The sequence below is a fragment of the Klebsiella sp. RCJ4 genome, assembly GCF_009025755.1.
Lineage (GTDB): Bacteria > Pseudomonadota > Gammaproteobacteria > Enterobacterales > Enterobacteriaceae > Klebsiella > Klebsiella michiganensis.
The window spans coordinates 203,653-221,070 of sequence record NZ_WCIN01000037.1; the positions used below are offsets into that span (position 1 = coordinate 203,653).

A 17,418-nucleotide genomic window follows, 5' to 3' on the forward strand; every position below is an offset into this window, starting at 1 on the left:
AAATTTTCAGACCATAACTTTATGAAGGCTCTAACGAGCCTTCTTTTATCTCACTTCTCTATCTCAAAGCTGATAACAATGTTAAAAAATATCTATCGCAAGGAAGCGATTGAGTACAAAAAAATTCACTGGAAAGGGAAAGCATTATTGTTAGCAGGTATTCCGGCGTGGTTGGTCACCTTGTTAGCATCACTTTTTCTTATCGCCCTTGTATTATCTCTCATATTTTGTACCTTTACTCAACGCATTGATGTGCGTGGCGAGGTCATTACGCTCCCCCACTCCGTTAACGTCTTCGCCCCACAGCAAGGTTTTGTGGTTAATCAGCACGTAAAAGTAGGTGATATCGTTAATAAAGGTCAACCGCTTTATGAGCTTGACGTTTCGCGTAATACCATCAATGGGAATGTGAGCGCAGCCCAAATTGAAGTAATTAATGAAAAAATCGCTAATGCGGAAGATATCATAAGCAAACTGATGCGCAATAAATCTGAAACATTAACTGCGCTTGAGAAACAGATTAAAACCACCAGCGCCTCATTGGCAGAAACTAACCGCATGCTGGCGACGACTCAGGTTGGCTTAAATAAAATGTTTACCAACTTATCCAGCTATGATAAATACCTCAAGGATGGTCTGATAACCAAAGACCAGTATAACTATCAGCATTCTTTATATTTTCAACAGCAAAGCGCCTATCAATCTCTGGTTACCCAAAAGATGCAGCTGGAATCTCAGCTCACGCAAACCAATAGCGATAAAATAACCAAAGCAGCAGACTTTGATAATCAGATCTCCAGCCAGCACAATCAAATCAATGATTACAAAAACCAGCTGGTTGAATCTAACGCGAACGGTAATCTCATTATTAAAGCCACAACTAATGGAAAGATTGAGTCGCTGGCCGTGACTAAGGGGCAGATGGTTGAGAACGGCAGCAGCCTCGCACAGATAAAACCCACAGGGGATATTGAGTATTATCTCATCCTATGGTTACCCAATAATACTATCCCTTATGTGAAGCCAGGCGACACGATTAATATTCGCTATGATGCTTTTCCTGCGGATAAATTTGGCCAATTTCCAGGAAAGGTGATTTCTATCTCCTCGGTTCCAGCATCACGCCAGGAAATGGCTGAATATACCAACGTTAATAACGGCACTAGCCAGCAGGAGCTGGCGCTCTATAAAGCCATTATAAAAATTAAAGACAAGACTTTTAGCTACAATGGAAAAACGCTCACGCTCTCTAACGGCCTGAAGGCTCAGGCGGTAGTTTTTCTTGAAGAACGCCCGCTGTATATGTGGATGTTTACCCCTTTCTATAAGATGACGCAAAGCGTGAGTGGCCCGATCGATGAATAAAGAACTTTTTAAGACGATTACCGACAAGCTAAATTTTTCATTCCGCCACAAAACGCCGGTGATATTACAGTCGGAGGCTGCCGAATGCGGTATCGCCTGTCTGGCGATGGTTTGCGGCTTCTACGGGCTCAATATCGACCTGTTCAATTTCCGTCATCGCTACGGCAGCCCTTCGCAGGGCGTTACGCTCATGTCGTTGAGCAAAACGGCGGAACATGCCGGGTTGAAAAGCCGCGCGCTATCCCTCGACCTGGATGAAATCAAGCAGCTAAAGCTGCCCTGCGTCATCCACTGGGGTATGAACCATTACGTGGTACTCACTAAAGTGCGTAAAAGCAGCTATATTGTTCACGACCCGGCGCTGGGTAAACGGGTTATTGGCATCCAGGAAATGTCCAATAACTTTACCGGCGTTGCGCTGGAGCTATGGCCGGACCAAAATTTTCAGCAGGAACAGGCGAAATCTCGTCTACGCCTGCTGGACCTGATGCGTAATATTGTTGGGCTGAAATCCGTCCTGCTCAAGATCTTTGCCTTTTCAGTGGTGGTTGAAGCTATCGGTCTGTTATTACCCATCGGCACGCAGCTGGTCACCGACCACGTCATCATGGCGCACGATCAGAGCCTGCTTTCGGTTATCTGTATTGGTCTGGTCTTCTTCACGCTCTTCCGTACATTTATTAGTATGCTGCGGGCCTGGATCTCATTAACGTTAAATACGCTGACCAATATTCAGTGGAAGACAACGCTGTTCGATCATCTGACGAGCCTGCCGTTATCCTTTTTTGAGAAGCGCCATCTGGGCGATATTCAGTCTCGTTTCTCTTCGCTGGATACTATCCGCTCAACCTTCACCAATAGCATTGTTACCGGCATTATCGATTCGATTATGACCGTTGGCCTGCTGATTATGCTAACGCTTTACGGCGGCTGGCTGGTTTGGGTCGTGGTGGGCTTTACTTTATGCTACGTCATCATGCGTTTTGCGACCTACAGCTTCTACCGCCGCGTTGCCGAAGAGCAGGTTATCAAGGGCGCCCGTTCCAGCTCGCACTTTATGGAATCGCTCTATGGTATTTCAACGATTAAGGCGTTGAACTTGAAAGAACGCCGTTCTCAGCACTGGTTAAATATAAACATCGACGCCTGTAATGCCGGTATCAAACAGACTCGGTTCGATATGATGTTTGGCGGTATTAATACCTTTATTACTTCTATCGACCAGGTTGCGGTTCTCTGGCTAGGGGCAATTATGGTTATTGATAACAATATGACCCTTGGCATGTTTATGGCCTTTAATGCCTATCGCGGTCAGTTCTCGCAGCGCGCCTCAAGTTTGATCGATCTGATTATGCAGCTGCGTATGCTGTCGTTACATAATGAGCGTCTTTCAGAGATCGTCTTTAGCGAACCGGAAAAAGAACTGCCTTCACGACGCGTTTTTGCAGAAAACACGGGCGTTAAACTGGAAGTCAAGAATCTCAGCTACCAGTACGATCCGTTTTCACAGCCTATTTTTTCTAATTTAAATATTACCGTTGAACCGGGCGAATCCATCGCGCTGGTCGGCCCTTCCGGCGTCGGTAAAACCACGCTACTGAAAGTCATGTGTGGCCTGCTGTCCCCGACCAGCGGCGATGTGATTGCGGATAACCTCGATATTCAGAAAATCGGCCTTAACAACTTCCGTCATGGAACGGCCTGCGTTCTGCAGGAAGACAGACTCTTCTCGGGTTCCCTGATCGATAATATCAGCGGCTTTGAAGATAACGCCGATATGGACTTTATCGTTGAATGCGCACGCAGATGTAATATCCATGATGAAATCATGAAAATGCCGATGGGATACGAAACCATTGTCGGCGAGCTCGGTTTAGGCATCTCTGGCGGGCAAAAACAGCGCCTCTTAATCGCTCGCGCCCTCTACCGAAAACCCAGCATTCTGTTTATGGATGAAGCCACCAGTCATCTCGATCTTAAAAATGAGTCGATGATTAACCAGTCTATCTCTGGGTTAAGCATTACCCGAATCATCGTCGCTCATCGGCCATCCACTATTGCCTCAGCCGATCGCATCATTGATTTATCACAGCTACGCACGCTGGCACCAGCATAACCCACAGGAAAAGGAGATCCGTATGCAAGGCACATTTATTGGTTTTAATACCGCATCAATTAAATATGAAGACAAATTTTTAGCATTAATGCTCAAAGTAAAGCTGAGTAACCAACTTTGCCAGTCTTACTATCTTCAGGCCCAGGCGCTTACCGACCTCCTGTTAGTTTTACAACACAGGATGGCCGTCGTATTACAGCGCTTAAACGCTGAAGGTGAAAGTTATAAGAGTGAGCTGGTTGCTTTTAATGAGCAGCTCATAGAAAACACCCCGGTTATAGATATGCCGGAAGTCCAGCAGCCCAATCCGGAAAGGCGAGTCATATCGATTACGTTAAAACCAGGAGCGACCTGGTCAACGCTCATTCTGGTGCTGCAAAACGAGCAAATTGCTACGCTGCGCATTGATGATATGCAGGTTGAAGCGCTGCTGATTGGCATTCAGCAATCCCTTAAAAACGCCGGTGATAACGAACTGATTAAAAATTTAACGTCATCACTGGAAAGCCTGATGCTATATGCACTGGATTTAACGAATAACAAGAATGTTGATTACCAACAGTACATCCAGGATGAGTGGAAACTCAATTTGTTTTCCCATTATCTGGGCGTACTGTACTGCTGTGACACGGAGGAAGGCCGAAAAATCATCTCCGGCGCGGTGATTAAAACCAACGCCGCCCATCCGTCAGAGCAGGAGAATAGCGTTGTGATGCGCTTAATTGAGAAGAGCCCAAAACTGAAAGAAGTGCATGCGCAGCATCAACCCTGCCAGATTTTTAGCCAAATTATTCCTTCTCAGCCGGGAAGAATGCTGTCGCTGGAGGAGTGCCTGCGGCCTTTACATGCGTTCTACCTGGCGACACAGGCGAAAATCAACGCGCGCTAAAAATATGCCAGGTGCCTCTATTGGCTCAAGAGAGGCACCTGTTAAATCAATTCGGGCACTTATAAACCTGGCCGTTCATTTGGCTATCGGTCGGGACAAAGCTGGACAACAGATTCTGCGTCGGGCTGCTGACGCCGTAAATCACGTTGCCTCCCATTTCTGCCGCATGGTTACGCAGAGCGTTTGCCGCACCGCGCATAGAGCCGCCTTCATCACCATTCTGCCCGGACAGCCAGTTGCTCTGCGTACCGGTCGCGGTGCCTAACAGCTGGCATTCAGAACCCGGTTTATCCTCAACAAAGCGTACGTTCTGGCCACCAGAGGTCAATTCGTTGCTGGAGCTGCAACCTGCTAACAACAATGCTGCGCCGACAATCCCTGCTAAATATTTTACCTGCATGTTATTCCCCACGATCAATGAGCTGGACGCACTGGCCCGGATGTACAACCTTATACTAAAAAGACGACAAAAAGAAAAACCCCCGAGCATTTCTGCCCGAGGGTTCTTTATTTCTAAGGGGTATAGCGCACGATTACATCATGCCGCCCATACCGCCCATGCCACCCATACCGCCAGCAGCCCCTAAGTCAGGCGCGTCGCTTTTCGGCAGGTCAGTGACCATGCACTCGGTGGTGATCATCAGACCAGCAACGGATGCTGCGTACTGCAGAGCAGAACGCGTCACTTTGGTTGGGTCCAGGATACCGAAGTCGATCATGTTGCCGTATTCTTCAGTTGCGGCGTTATAACCGTAGTTACCTTCCCCGCCTTTCACGTTGTTCGCAACAACAGACGGCTCTTCACCGGCGTTGGATACGATCTGACGCAGCGGAGCTTCCATTGCGCGCAGCGCAACTTTGATACCGACGTTCTGATCTTCGTTCTGAGCGGTCAGGCCAGCCAGTTTAGCGGCAACGCGAACCAGCGCTACGCCACCACCGGCAACCACGCCTTCTTCAACCGCAGCACGGGTCGCGTGCAGGGCATCGTCAACGCGTGCTTTCTTCTCTTTCATTTCAACTTCGGTCGCTGCGCCAACTTTGATTACCGCAACGCCGCCTGCCAGTTTCGCAACGCGCTCCTGCAGTTTTTCACGGTCGTAGTCAGAAGTCGCTTCTTCGATCTGCTTACGGATCTGAGTAACGCGGCCCTGAATCGCAGCTTCTTCACCCACGCCATCGATGATGGTGGTGGTGTCTTTGTTGATAACAACGCGTTTCGCCTGACCCAGGTCTTCCAGAGTCGCTTTTTCCAGCTCCATACCGATCTCTTCAGAGATAACGGTACCGCCGGTCAGGGTTGCGATGTCCTGCAGCATAGCTTTACGACGGTCGCCGAAGCCCGGAGCTTTAACCGCAGCCACTTTAACGATGCCGCGCATGGTGTTCACCACCAGGGTCGCCAGCGCTTCACCTTCAACGTCTTCAGCGATGATAACCAGCGGTTTGCCAGCTTTTGCTACGGCTTCCAGAACCGGCAGCATTTCGCGGATGTTGGAGATTTTTTTGTCGGCCAGCAGGATGAACGGGCTTTCCAGCTCAACAGCACCGGTTTCCGGCTTGTTGATGAAGTACGGGGACAGGTAGCCGCGGTCAAACTGCATACCTTCAACCACGTCCAGTTCGTCTTCCAGACCGGTACCGTCCTCAACGGTGATCACGCCTTCTTTACCGACTTTGTCCATCGCTTCCGCGATCAGTTTACCTACGGTTTCGTCGGAGTTAGCGGAGATGGTACCTACCTGAGCAATGGCTTTAGAGTCAGAGCACGGTACGGACAGCGCTTTCAGTTCTTCAACGGCGGCAACGACAGCTTTGTCGATACCACGTTTCAGGTCCATCGGGTTCATACCCGCAGCAACGGCTTTCAGGCCTTCAGCGATGATCGCCTGAGCCAGTACGGTTGCGGTGGTGGTACCGTCGCCTGCAGCGTCGTTCGCTTTAGAGGCAACTTCTTTCACCATCTGCGCGCCCATGTTTTCAAACTTGTCTTCCAGCTCGATTTCACGCGCTACGGAAACGCCGTCTTTAGTGATGGTCGGCGCACCGAAGGATTTGTCCAGAACCACATTACGGCCTTTCGGGCCCAGGGTTACTTTAACTGCGTCTGCCAGTACGTTTACGCCGCGCAGCATTTTCACACGAGCGTCGTTACCGAATTTTACGTCTTTAGCTGCCATTTTATCTTTCCCTTAAATTCGTATGTTCAGTGTCGTTCGCGGATTACGCTTCAACAATTGCCAGAATGTCGCTTTCGGACATGATCAACACTTCTTCATTGTCGATCTTCTCGGACTTCACGCCATAGCCATCGTTGAAAATGACGATGTCACCAACTTTAACGTCCAGAGGCTGCACGGTTCCGTTTTCCAGGATGCGGCCCTTACCGACAGCGATGATTTCGCCACGAGTTGATTTTGCTGCCGCAGAACCGGTCAGAACGATGCCGCCAGCAGACTTCGTTTCAACTTCTTTACGTTTGACGATCACACGATCATGTAACGGACGAATACTCATTTTGATAGCTCTCCTTTGAGAAAGTCATTATCAGTTATGGATGACGCCGGTCCGCACACGGTTTTCCGGCTAGTGCCCTGAGAGATGGGGATGGGGTTTTACCGCTTCAAGGGGAAAAGTAAAAAAAAATTTGTCCTCGTGCTCGGACGCACATAAATTTGCCGTCCTCGCCCGACGTCATAAGCAAAAGCGATTGTGATACCATCCTTTTTTTGCCGGGCGCAAGGTTGAATCATGAGTGGTTTAAAACAGGAGTTAGGGCTGGCTCAAGGCGTGGGATTACTCTCCACGTCATTACTGGGAACCGGGGTCTTCGCCGTTCCGGCACTGGCCGCGCTGGTCGCCGGCGATAACAGCCTCTGGGCCTGGCCGGCGCTGATTTTACTGGTGTTTCCCATCGCTATCGTCTTTGCGACGCTGGGTCGCCACTTTCCCAGCGCCGGCGGCGTGGCGCATTTTGTGAATATGGCCTTTGGCCCGCGTCTGGCGCGCGTCACCGGCTGGCTCTTTTTATCGGTGATCCCGGTGGGATTACCCGCGGCCCTGCACATCGCCACCGGCTTTGGTCAGGCGCTTTTTGGCTGGCACGACAGCCAGCTGCTGCTGGCCGAGCTGGGAACGCTGGCGATTATCTGGTGGGTCGGTTCCCGCGGAGCCAGCTCCAGCGCCAATCTACAAACGCTGGTTGCCGTGCTGATTGTCGCCCTGATCGTCGCCATCTGGTGGCGCGGCGCGATCAATCCCGCGCAGATCCCCTTCCCGGCGCCCGCTGAAATCGATAGTTCGCAGCTTTTCTCCGCGCTTTCAGTGATGTTCTGGTGCTTTGTCGGGCTGGAGGCTTTTGCACACCTGGCCTCTGAGTTTAAGCAGCCGGAACGCGATTTCCCCCGCGCGCTGATGATTGGCTTATTACTGGCGGGTTCCGTCTACTGGGCCTGTACCGTGCTGGTCCTGCATTTTCATGCCTTTGGCGAGGAGATGGCCGCCGCCGCGTCGCTGCCCAATATCGTGGTGCGCCTGTTTGGCGTGCAGGCGCTGTGGATTGCCTGCGTTATCGGCTATCTCGCCTGCTTCGCCAGCCTCAATATCTATATTCAGAGTTTTGCTCGCCTGGTCTGGTCGCAGGCGCAGTACAAGCCCGAGAGCTATCTGGCCCGGCTGTCGCCGCGACAGATTCCGCGCAACGCGCTGAACGCGGTGCTCGGCTGCTGCGTCATTAGCGCGTTATGCATTTATGCGCTCAATATCAATCTTGATGCGCTGATCGTCTACGCCAACGGCATTTTTATTATGATCTATCTGCTGTGCATGCTGGCGGGCTGCCGTTTGCTTGAGGGACGTTATCGCGCGTTAGCGGCGTTTGGCAGTCTGCTGTGCCTGCTGCTGCTGGCGATGGTGGGCTGGAAGAGCCTTTACGCGTTTATCATGCTGGCGGTACTGTGGCTGTTTTTACCGAAGCGCAGGCTGGCGGAGGGGTATTCCAGGCCGGAGTAACCGGCCCGGGCAATGCATGTTAGTCGCGGCGATCGTCTTTATGATCGAGACGGTCGCGTTCGTCGTCTTTACGCTGGTATTCGCCTTCAAAGGTATCGCCGCCGCCCGTTCCGGCGCTAAACCCGCCGCCCGGCATTCGGCTAAAGCGCAGATGCGGCATCAGTTTTAAGGTCAGATGCTTCTGTACCGGAGGTAACAGCAGCAGCAGCCCCAGGAAATCGGTAAAGAACCCCGGCAGAAGCAACAGCAAACCGGCGATAATCAGCGACACGCTTTTGATCATCTCTGCGGCCGGGCTCTCCCCCGCTGCCATCTTCTGCTGCATCAGCATGAGGTTTTTAAAGCCCTGGTTTTTCACCAGCGATATCCCCACCACCGAGCTGAAGATCACCAGAATCAGCGTCAGCAGAACGCCAAGCACATGAGCGACCTGGATAAAGATCGAGATTTCAATGTAAACGTATAAAAAAACGGCAATTAACGGAATCCAACGCACCGGCGTCTCCTTCATTAACAGACGCCAGCATCGGCGCCCGTAGTCATAGATGTGCTATTCGCATCAGCAAGATGTTGGGCCAAAACGTCACTTTTCAATCGTAAAAAAAGCTTATTTTTTTCAAAATTAGAAAACCGGTGACTCATTTCACAGATTAATAATTCTTATAAGATTCACTACATAATAAGTGATCAGGGCGGCTGATATTCGCTATCATCAGCATATGATCGTGGGCACCGGGCCGATTAAGGAAATAATCTGCGGCCAGAAAATGCGCTAGATCCCATAAATTCTGCGTATTTGGTGAATTCATAGGCAGCTTGAAAGAGAAGGTTCACATGTTAAACAACATTCGTATCGAAGAAGACCTGTTGGGTACCAGGGAAGTTCCAGCTGACGCTTACTACGGCGTCCATACTCTGAGAGCGATTGAAAACTTCTACATCAGCAACAACAAAATCAGCGATATCCCTGAATTTGTCCGCGGAATGGTGATGGTGAAGAAGGCCGCTGCGCAGGCTAACAAAGAGCTGCAAACTATCCCCAAAAGCGTCGCCAATGCCATTATCGCCGCCTGCGATGAGGTCCTGAATAACGGCAAATGCATGGACCAGTTCCCGGTCGATGTGTTCCAGGGCGGCGCGGGCACTTCCGTTAACATGAACACCAACGAAGTACTGGCGAACATCGGCCTTGAGCTGATGGGCCACCAGAAAGGCGAATATCAGTATCTCAACCCGAACGACCACGTTAACAAATGCCAGTCCACCAACGATGCCTACCCGACCGGTTTCCGCATCGCGGTCTACGCCTCTATCCTCAAACTGATCGATGCGATTAATCAGCTGGGCGAAGGTTTCCAGCAGAAGGCCGTGGAGTTCCAGGACATTCTGAAAATGGGCCGGACTCAGCTACAGGATGCGGTACCGATGACCCTCGGTCAGGAGTTCCACGCGTTTAATGTTCTGCTTAACGAAGAGACCAAATGCATTCTGCGCACCGCGGAACTGCTGCTGGAAGTGAACCTTGGCGCGACCGCTATCGGCACCCGTCTGAACACCCCGGATGGCTATCAGCAGCTGGCGGTACAAAAACTGGCGGAAGTCAGCAACCTGCCGGTTGTCCCCGCGGAAGATCTGATCGAAGCGACCTCCGACTGCGGCGCCTACGTGATGGTCCACAGCTCTCTGAAGCGTCTGGCGGTAAAACTGTCCAAAATCTGTAACGACCTGCGCCTGCTCTCTTCCGGCCCGCGCGCTGGCCTGAACGAAATCAACCTGCCTGAACTGCAGGCGGGCTCTTCCATCATGCCCGCCAAGGTTAACCCGGTGGTCCCGGAAGTGGTCAACCAGGTATGCTTCAAAGTAATCGGTAACGACACCACCGTCACCATGGCTTCCGAAGCGGGCCAGCTGCAGCTGAACGTGATGGAACCGGTGATTGGCCAGGCGATGTTTGAATCTATCCATATTCTGACCAACGCCTGCTACAACCTGCTGGAAAAATGCGTCAGCGGCATCACCGCCAACAAAGCGGTATGTGAAAGCTACGTCTACAACTCCATTGGCATCGTCACCTACCTCAACCCGTATATCGGCCACCACAATGGCGATATCGTCGGCAAAATCTGCGCTGAAACGGGCAAAAGCGTGCGGGATGTGGTGCTTGAACGCGGCCTGCTGACCGCAGCGGAGCTGGACGATATCTTCTCTGCGCAAAACCTGATGCATCCGGCCTACAAAGCGAAGCGTTATACCGATGAAAGCGAACAGTAGGTTTTCCGATTAAACTAACCACGGGCATGTCAGCAATGACATGCCCTTTTTGTTCTTATTGATTTACTAAATTACAACAACCCAATATCAACTTGTTAATAAAACAAGGAAGGCAAATATGTTTGGTGCAGAACTCGTTATTGTCCTGCTGGCGATTTATCTGGGGGCCAGGCTCGGGGGAATCGGCATCGGTTTCGCCGGTGGCCTGGGCGTCCTCGTCCTGACCCTCGTGTTTCAAATTAAACCTGGCGCGATCCCCTTCGACGTCATCGAAATCATTATGGCGGTTATCGCCGCTATCGCCGCCATGCAGGTCGCCGGAGGGATGGATTACCTGGTCAGCCTTGCCGAACGTATGCTCCGGCGTCATCCCAAATACATCACCTTTCTCGCGCCGCTGGTCACCTGGTTTATGACCGTGCTTGCCGGAACCGGGCATACGGCGTTCTCAACCTTACCGGTTATCACCGAAGTGGCGAAAGAACAGGGCATTCGCCCCTCACGCCCGCTCTCCATTGCGGTGGTCGCTTCGCAGATTGCCATTACCGCCTCGCCGATTTCCGCCGCGGTGGTCTTCTTTGCCGGTATTCTCGAGCCCCTGGGCGTCAGCTACCTGACGCTACTGGCGATCTGTATTCCGGTTACCCTGATTGCCGTCATGCTTACCGCCATCGTCTGTAACTTCCTCGGCTGTGAGCTGAAAGACGACCCGATTTATCAGGAGCGGCTGGCAAAAGGGGAAGTCAAACTGCGCGGCAGCCAGGTTTTTGAACTGAAGCCGCACGCCAGACGCTCGGTATTACTGTTTCTGATCGGTATCGTCGCGGTGATGTTCTACGCCACCGCCATCAGCGATACCGTAGGGCTGATCCAGGATCCGGTCCTGCCGCGTAACGAAGCGATTGTGGTGTTTATGCTGACGATCGCGACGCTGATAAGCATCACCTGCAAAATCGACACCGGTGAAGTGCTCAACGCCAGCACCTTTAAATCCGGCATGAGCGCCTGCGTCTGCGTTCTCGGCGTCGCATGGCTGGGGGATACTTTCGTCAAAGCCCATATCAGCGATATCCAGACCGTGGCGGGCGACCTGCTGCACAACTACCCGTGGCTGCTGGCGGTGGTGCTGTTCTTCGCCGCGACCCTGCTATATTCCCAGGCCGCGACCACTAAGGCGCTGATGCCCGCCGCGCTGATGCTGGGCGTGAGCCCGCTTACCGCCATCGCCTCATTTGCAGCCGTCTCCGCCCTATTCGTTCTGCCGACCTACCCCACCCTGCTGGCGGCGGTCGAAATGGATGACACCGGCTCCACCCGCATCGGCAAATATGTCTTTAACCATGCCTTCCTGATCCCCGGCGTCATCGCCATTACGCTATGCGTGATCCTCGGGTTTATTTTCGGCGGCATCATGCTGTAAATCTCTTCAAATTCGGGCCAGATCCTGGCCCGTTTCGTTAATCCTCCCTATCTTGCGTGCTATAGTGCCTCTTTTCGCTGATACGAGGTTCACGATGACGATGCCTGATGCTGTTGTTGTACTCTGTACCGCGCCGGATGAAGCGACCGCCCAGGACCTGGCGGCCAAAGCGCTGGCGGAAAAACTCGCCGCCTGCGCCACTCTCCTGCCGGGAGCGACATCGCTCTACTACTGGGAAGGAAAACTGGAGCAGGAGTATGAAGTGCAAATGCTGCTGAAAACCGACCTTGCCCATCAGCAGGCGCTGCTGGACTGCCTGAAGTCCCATCACCCGTATCAAACCCCTGAACTTCTGGTTCTGCCCGTTATTCACGGAGACAACGATTACCTCTCATGGCTCAACGCATCATTACGCTGATCCTGCTGCTTTGCAGCACATCGGCCATTGCCGGCCTGTTCGACGCCCCTGGCCGCTCGAACTTTGTTCCTGCTGACCAGGCTTTTGCCTTCGATTTTCAGCAGAATCAACACGATCTTAATCTGACCTGGCAAATCAAGGATGGTTACTATCTTTACCGTAAACAGATAAAGCTGACGTCCGCCGATGCGGCGTTTACCGACCCCTCGCTGCCTGCAGGCGAATGGCATGAGGACGAGTTTTACGGTAAAAGCGAAATTTACCGCCAGCGCCTGACCGTGCCGGTCACTCTGACTCACGCCGCCGCCGGCGCGACTCTTACCGTGACTTATCAGGGATGCGCGGATGCCGGTTTCTGCTATCCGCCGGAAACCAAAATCGTGCCGCTCGGCAACGCGCTCGCGCGCTCCAGCAGCGATGCCGCCGTCGGGCAACCTGGGCTGACCCCGCCTCTGCCGCTGGAAACGCACCCGGCGCTGCCGGTAGAGTCGCCGTCTGACCTTCCGCCCCCCGCTGTGGACAATAAAGATGCCGCTCTCCCCTTTAGCGCGCTGTGGGCGCTCTTGATTGGTATCGGCATCGCGTTTACCCCCTGCGTGCTGCCGATGTATCCGCTGATTTCCGGCATCGTGCTGGGCGGTCAAAAACGTCTCTCCACCGCCCGCGCGCTGCTGCTGGCCTTTATCTACGTCCAGGGTATGGCCCTGACCTACACCGCCCTGGGGCTGGTCGTTGCCGCTGCGGGCCTGCAGTTCCAGGCGGCGCTGCAGCACCCTTATGTGCTGATCGGCCTGTCGGTGCTGTTTATCCTGCTGGCGCTGTCGATGTTTGGTCTGTTTACGCTCCAGCTGCCTTCGTCGCTGCAAACGCGCCTGACGCTGATGAGCAATAAACGCCAGGGCGGTTCACCCGGCGGCGTATTCGCCATGGGGGCGATTGCCGGATTAATCTGCTCGCCCTGCACCACCGCGCCGCTGAGCGCCATTCTGCTCTATATCGCCCAGAGCGGTAATCTGTGGCTGGGCGGCGGTACCCTGTACCTCTACGCGCTCGGTATGGGGCTGCCGCTGATCCTGGTGACCGTATTCGGTAACCGTCTGCTGCCGAAAAGCGGCCCGTGGATGGCCCACGTCAAAACCGCCTTTGGCTTTGTGATCCTGGCGCTGCCGGTATTTTTACTCGAGCGTATCGTGGGCGAACCGTGGGGCCTGCGGCTTTGGTCGCTACTTGGCGTCGCCTTTTTTAGCTGGGCGTTTATTACCTCGCTGGGCGGCACGCGCCCCTGGCTGCGTATTGTGCAAATAGCGATGCTCGGCGCCGCGCTGGTCAGCGCCCGTCCGCTGCAGGACTGGGCTTTCGATGCGCCGGTCGCGCAACGGCAGTCCCATCTCCAGTTTACCCGTATCCATAGCGTCGATGAGCTCAACCAGGCGCTGGCGCAGGCGAAAGGTAAACCGGTGATGCTCGACCTGTACGCCGACTGGTGCGTGGCCTGCAAAGAGTTCGAGAAATACACCTTTACCTCACCTGAGGTTCAACAGGCCCTGAAAGAGACCGTTCTGCTGCAGGTTGATGTCACCAAAAATAGCGCGCGGGACGCGGCGCTGCTGAAGCACCTCCAGGTGCTCGGCTTGCCCACCATTCTGTTTTTCAATGAACAGGGCGAGGAGCAGCCCATGCAGCGCGTCACCGGCTTTATGGATGCCGCGGCATTCAGCGCCCATTTGCGCGATCGACAACCGTGAGCGACACTGTAGGAGGAATAATGGAGGAAAAGACCGTGCAACGTGAAGATGTCCTGGGTGAAGCCATCCAAATCCTCGAAATCGAGGGTATCGCTAACACCACGCTGGAAATGGTCGCCGAGCGCGTGGCTTACCCGCTCAATGACCTCAAACGTTTCTGGCCTGACCAGGAAGCGCTGCTGTACGACGCGCTTCGCTATCTCAGCCATCAGGTCGATGCCTGGCGCCGCCAGCTTTTACTGGACGAGTCGCTCAGCGCGGAGCAGAAACTGCTGGCCCGCTACGCCGCGCTGACCACCTGCGTAAGCAACCATCGTTATCCCGGCTGCCTGTTTATTGCCGCCTGTACTTTTTATCCGGACCCTCAGCATCCGATCCATCAGCTGGCCGAGCAGCAAAAGCAGGCCTCGCTGGCCTATACCCATGAACTGCTTAGCCAGCTCGAAGTTGACGATCCGGCAATGGTCGCAAAGCAGATGGAGCTGATCGTTGAAGGCTGCCTGAGCCGACTGCTGATCAAGCGCAGCCAGACGGATGTCGATACCGCGCGTCGCCTGGCAGAAGACATTTTGCGTTTTGCCCAGTGCCGTATGGGCGGCGCCCTGACCTGATTCCGATATCTTAACCAATTCATCGCGCATATAATCCCCTCCTCATCGATATGCTGACAGGGTTTGATATGCGCTCTCTTCTTTGGGTTGCCATCATGGGGCTGTGTTCGACACCGCTCCTGGCAGCTTCTCCGCAAGGCTTTTCTTTCGCGCACAAAGACTGGGAGCTCGCCTGCGACAACACCGGGACCTGCCGAGCCGCCGGCTATGGCGCCACCATGGGCGAAGTCAGCGTTCTGCTGACCCGCAATGCGGGCGCGGCGCAGCACGTCATCGCTGTGGCGACTTTCGCGCAAACCGAACGCGATATCCCCCCTGACGCAACGGTAAATCTGTTCATTGACGATCGGGATAACGGCCCACTTGAGGCCGCCGACGAGAGCCACTTTCGCTTTGATGACACCCAAACGGCGGCCCTGATTCAGGCCCTGGAGCACAACGGCAAAATTGAGCTTGCCCTTAACGGCGAGCGTAAGACGCTCTCCGACGCGGGCAGCAGCGCCGTATTCCTGAAAATGGATGAGTTTCAGCAGCGCCTGGGCACTGCCGATGCGCTGTTACGCCAGGGCGACGCCGGTGATGAGAATATTTTGTCAGCCGCGCCCGCGCCGGAAATTATCGCCGCGCCGGTCATCCACAATGCCGCCACCGTAGCGCTGACGGCAAAGCAGCGGCAGAAACTCCGTCCCCAGCTCGTCCCTCTGCTAAACAGCCATTGCGACGACTGGCAAAACGCGGATATCCCGGCATCTGAGCGCCAGATCACCGCAACGCCGTTGGATAAAAGCCACACGCTGATTCAGGCGCTGTGCTGGCGCGCTGCCTACAACGACGGCTATGCAACGTGGGTGGTCGACAAGGCGTTTATGACCCAGCCTCAGCTGGTCACCACCGACGCCTCCAGCTATGCCGACGGCGTGCTCACCTTTTTCAATAAAGGCCGCGGTATCGCCGTCTGCATCAGCGGTGAAGAGCGAGTCTGGGATGGCAAAACGTTTGTCCAGAGCCTGAAATACACCACCGGCGATTGCCGGGAGATCGCCCCCGGCGGCGCGTGGATGCTGCCCACCTTTGTGAGCCAGGTTATCCCGAAGCAACAGAAAGATGCCGATAACAACGCGCTGAAAGCGCTGTATAACGCCGTATTAAAGGAGCAGAAGGCCAATCCTGAACTGGATCTGAATAATATCGCCGAGCAGTTCCCCCTCAGCGGGAACGTCAGCCATTTTACGCTGACCTACGCGGACGACTCTCTGGTATCGACGACGAAACCGTCCGCCGATATCAGCGATGATGAGTGGCAGGCGTTTCTCCAGTCCGATATCAGCGCCGACTCCGAAAACGGTAAAGTGAGCTTTACGCTGGTCGACCTCGACGGTGACGGTAAACGCGATTTAATTATCGACAGCTACGTTGGCGGCACCGGACTCTTTAGCTATACCGGGATACTAAAACGCAGCGACGACGCTTTTGCTGCGGTTAACAGCGATGATAGCGGCAATGGCGATGATTTTGACGCAGGCGTTCCGGGCGCGCTCTATTCTCTCAACGGCCGCGGCGCCAACCAGTGGAGTCACTGGGTGCGCATTAACGGCCAGGTTTACGCACTCTGGTACAACGGCCAGTTTGGCGAAGACAATCTCTATCTGTTGCGCCCGTTTGGCCCCTCAGGCAGTACGCCGGCAGTGACAATCCGCTATCGCTACACCCTTAACGACATTCGCTCGCCGGAAAAAGACCAGCCTCTGACGCCCGCGCTGAATGAGCGGGAAAAGTCAGACCTGCTGAAGTCGCTGGAAGTGATGCAGAGCAGCCTGCTCAAGGATAAGCCACAGAGCGACAATGACGCGCCAATTTGCCCTATTCCTCCGGGCACATCATCCGACGACGCGGAAAACTACTATAGCGGGGTAGCGTCGAACTATATCTATGAAACCGTGGCATATATCCCGGTCTGGCTGAACGATAGATGTTTTATCGGCACCATCTTTAGCCACCACGGCGCCTATCGTCACGGCGTCGATGCGGAAATCACGATCAGCTCGCCGCGCGATGACGAAGACATTGTTGGCGACTACGCGATCTCCGGATTACGCCGCGCTATCTCGGTGACCAGCGGCTGGAAAATCCGTGAAGGCGACAACGGTATGATGTAATTTTCAGCAAAAAAGCGTCTTCAGGTGCAGAATTGCCGCAAACTTAAGCAACCGGTAGATAAATCGAGAAATTTGATTGACGCCGCGTACGGATTACGGTTTAATGCGCCCCGTTGCCCGGATAGCTCAGTCGGTAGAGCAGGGGATTGAAAATCCCCGTGTCCTTGGTTCGATTCCGAGTCCGGGCACCACTATTCAGAGAACCCAGCCTATGGCTGGGTTTTTGCTTTTCTGCGGCCGGACTCTCCATCGAACTCCGTTCGATTATTCGCCGCACAGCGGCTCACCCCTTCGGGGCCAGCGCGGCAAGCGCGCTGTTCAACGCCTGCGGCGTTAGTCCGAGTCCGGGTACCACTTATTCAGAGAACCCAGCCTATGGCTGGGTTTTTGCTTTTCTGCGGCCGGACTCTTCATCG

14 protein-coding genes and 1 tRNA gene are annotated in these 17,418 nt (G+C 53.8%); 11 read left to right on the plus strand and 4 right to left on the minus strand.

The window, feature by feature from the left end; translation table 11 throughout:
- The first annotated feature begins 78 nt into the window (after positions 1-78).
- The 3 genes from F8562_RS14480 to yjeJ are packed head-to-tail and all read left to right on the plus strand — an operon-like array spanning position 79 to position 4,370.
- Entirely contained in the window at positions 79-1,365 is a 1,287-nt protein-coding gene (locus tag F8562_RS14480) for an HlyD family secretion protein (RefSeq protein WP_014227600.1), read from the plus strand.
- On the plus strand, positions 1,358-3,481 hold the full coding sequence (locus F8562_RS14485) for a peptidase domain-containing ABC transporter (RefSeq protein ID WP_014837172.1): 2,124 nt from the start codon (positions 1,358-1,360) through the stop codon (positions 3,479-3,481). The genes F8562_RS14480 and F8562_RS14485 overlap by 8 nt, the downstream gene beginning before the upstream one ends.
- Before the next feature lie 22 nt (positions 3,482-3,503).
- Complete coding sequence (gene yjeJ, locus F8562_RS14490) at positions 3,504-4,370, plus strand: YjeJ family protein (protein WP_014837171.1); 867 nt, start codon at positions 3,504-3,506, stop codon at positions 4,368-4,370.
- Between the two features lie 46 nt (positions 4,371-4,416).
- Here the strand turns inward: yjeJ and F8562_RS14495 are convergent, their stop codons facing one another.
- From F8562_RS14495 to F8562_RS14505, 3 genes are all read right to left on the minus strand, one after another.
- Complete coding sequence (locus F8562_RS14495) at positions 4,417-4,770, minus strand: DUF4156 domain-containing protein (protein WP_004097909.1); 354 nt, start codon at positions 4,768-4,770, stop codon at positions 4,417-4,419.
- A 133-nt stretch (positions 4,771-4,903) separates the two neighbouring features.
- Positions 4,904-6,550 (minus strand): chaperonin GroEL, encoded by a 1,647-nt coding sequence (groL, locus tag F8562_RS14500; protein ID WP_014227597.1) that lies wholly within the window; start codon positions 6,548-6,550, stop codon positions 4,904-4,906.
- Between the two features lie 43 nt (positions 6,551-6,593).
- Positions 6,594-6,887, minus strand: coding sequence for a co-chaperone GroES (locus F8562_RS14505; RefSeq protein ID WP_003855929.1), 294 nt, complete (start codon positions 6,885-6,887; stop codon positions 6,594-6,596).
- A 234-nt stretch (positions 6,888-7,121) separates the two neighbouring features.
- On the opposite strand from F8562_RS14505, the gene yjeH reads away from it, so the two are divergent.
- Complete coding sequence (yjeH, locus tag F8562_RS14510) at positions 7,122-8,381, plus strand: L-methionine/branched-chain amino acid transporter (RefSeq protein WP_014227596.1); 1,260 nt, start codon at positions 7,122-7,124, stop codon at positions 8,379-8,381.
- Between the two features lie 19 nt (positions 8,382-8,400).
- Here yjeH and F8562_RS14515 read toward each other — a convergent pair whose 3' ends face one another.
- Complete coding sequence (locus F8562_RS14515) at positions 8,401-8,877, minus strand: FxsA family protein (RefSeq protein WP_004097899.1); 477 nt, start codon at positions 8,875-8,877, stop codon at positions 8,401-8,403.
- Positions 8,878-9,215: 338 nt separating this feature from the next.
- Here F8562_RS14515 and aspA point away from each other — a divergent pair, with 338 nt between their 5' ends.
- The 7 genes from aspA to F8562_RS14550 all read left to right on the plus strand — a co-directional run bounded on the left by aspA (position 9,216) and on the right by F8562_RS14550 (position 17,193).
- Positions 9,216-10,652, plus strand: a complete 1,437-nt coding sequence (gene aspA, locus F8562_RS14520; protein ID WP_004097898.1) for an aspartate ammonia-lyase — start codon at positions 9,216-9,218, stop codon at positions 10,650-10,652.
- A 118-nt stretch (positions 10,653-10,770) separates the two neighbouring features.
- Positions 10,771-12,072: an anaerobic C4-dicarboxylate transporter gene (locus tag F8562_RS14525; protein ID WP_014227594.1), complete on the plus strand. Its 1,302-nt coding sequence runs from the start codon at positions 10,771-10,773 to the stop codon at positions 12,070-12,072.
- Positions 12,073-12,166: 94 nt separating this feature from the next.
- Entirely contained in the window at positions 12,167-12,490 is a 324-nt protein-coding gene (gene cutA / locus F8562_RS14530) for a divalent cation tolerance protein CutA (protein ID WP_004097896.1), read from the plus strand.
- Entirely contained in the window at positions 12,466-14,235 is a 1,770-nt protein-coding gene (locus F8562_RS14535; protein ID WP_014837170.1) for a protein-disulfide reductase DsbD, read from the plus strand. Before cutA ends, F8562_RS14535 begins: the two co-directional genes overlap by 25 nt.
- A gap of 35 nt (positions 14,236-14,270) precedes the next feature.
- The gene (locus F8562_RS14540; RefSeq protein WP_009653888.1) at positions 14,271-14,846 is read left to right on the plus strand and encodes a transcriptional regulator; all 576 of its coding nucleotides are present in this window, start codon (positions 14,271-14,273) and stop codon (positions 14,844-14,846) included.
- Positions 14,847-14,914: 68 nt separating this feature from the next.
- Positions 14,915-17,002 (plus strand): DUF1176 domain-containing protein, encoded by a 2,088-nt coding sequence (locus tag F8562_RS14545; protein ID WP_094909395.1) that lies wholly within the window; start codon positions 14,915-14,917, stop codon positions 17,000-17,002.
- A 115-nt stretch (positions 17,003-17,117) separates the two neighbouring features.
- Positions 17,118-17,193, plus strand: a tRNA-Phe gene (locus F8562_RS14550).
- Positions 17,194-17,418 lie beyond the last annotated feature (225 nt).

Coding starts and splice junctions, on each gene's coding strand:
- F8562_RS14480 (WP_014227600.1), top strand. CDS start 79: ATGTTAAAAAATATCTATCGCAAGGAAGCGATTGAGTACAAAAAAATT.
- F8562_RS14485 (WP_014837172.1), top strand. CDS start 1,358: ATGAATAAAGAACTTTTTAAGACGATTACCGACAAGCTAAATTTTTCA.
- yjeJ (WP_014837171.1), top strand. CDS start 3,504: ATGCAAGGCACATTTATTGGTTTTAATACCGCATCAATTAAATATGAA.
- F8562_RS14495 (WP_004097909.1), bottom strand. CDS start 4,770: ATGCAGGTAAAATATTTAGCAGGGATTGTCGGCGCAGCATTGTTGTTA.
- groL (WP_014227597.1), bottom strand. CDS start 6,550: ATGGCAGCTAAAGACGTAAAATTCGGTAACGACGCTCGTGTGAAAATG.
- F8562_RS14505 (WP_003855929.1), bottom strand. CDS start 6,887: ATGAGTATTCGTCCGTTACATGATCGTGTGATCGTCAAACGTAAAGAA.
- yjeH (WP_014227596.1), top strand. CDS start 7,122: ATGAGTGGTTTAAAACAGGAGTTAGGGCTGGCTCAAGGCGTGGGATTA.
- aspA (WP_004097898.1), top strand. CDS start 9,216: ATGTTAAACAACATTCGTATCGAAGAAGACCTGTTGGGTACCAGGGAA.
- F8562_RS14525 (WP_014227594.1), top strand. CDS start 10,771: ATGTTTGGTGCAGAACTCGTTATTGTCCTGCTGGCGATTTATCTGGGG.
- cutA (WP_004097896.1), top strand. CDS start 12,167: ATGACGATGCCTGATGCTGTTGTTGTACTCTGTACCGCGCCGGATGAA.
- F8562_RS14535 (WP_014837170.1), top strand. CDS start 12,466: ATGGCTCAACGCATCATTACGCTGATCCTGCTGCTTTGCAGCACATCG.
- F8562_RS14545 (WP_094909395.1), top strand. CDS start 14,915: ATGCGCTCTCTTCTTTGGGTTGCCATCATGGGGCTGTGTTCGACACCG.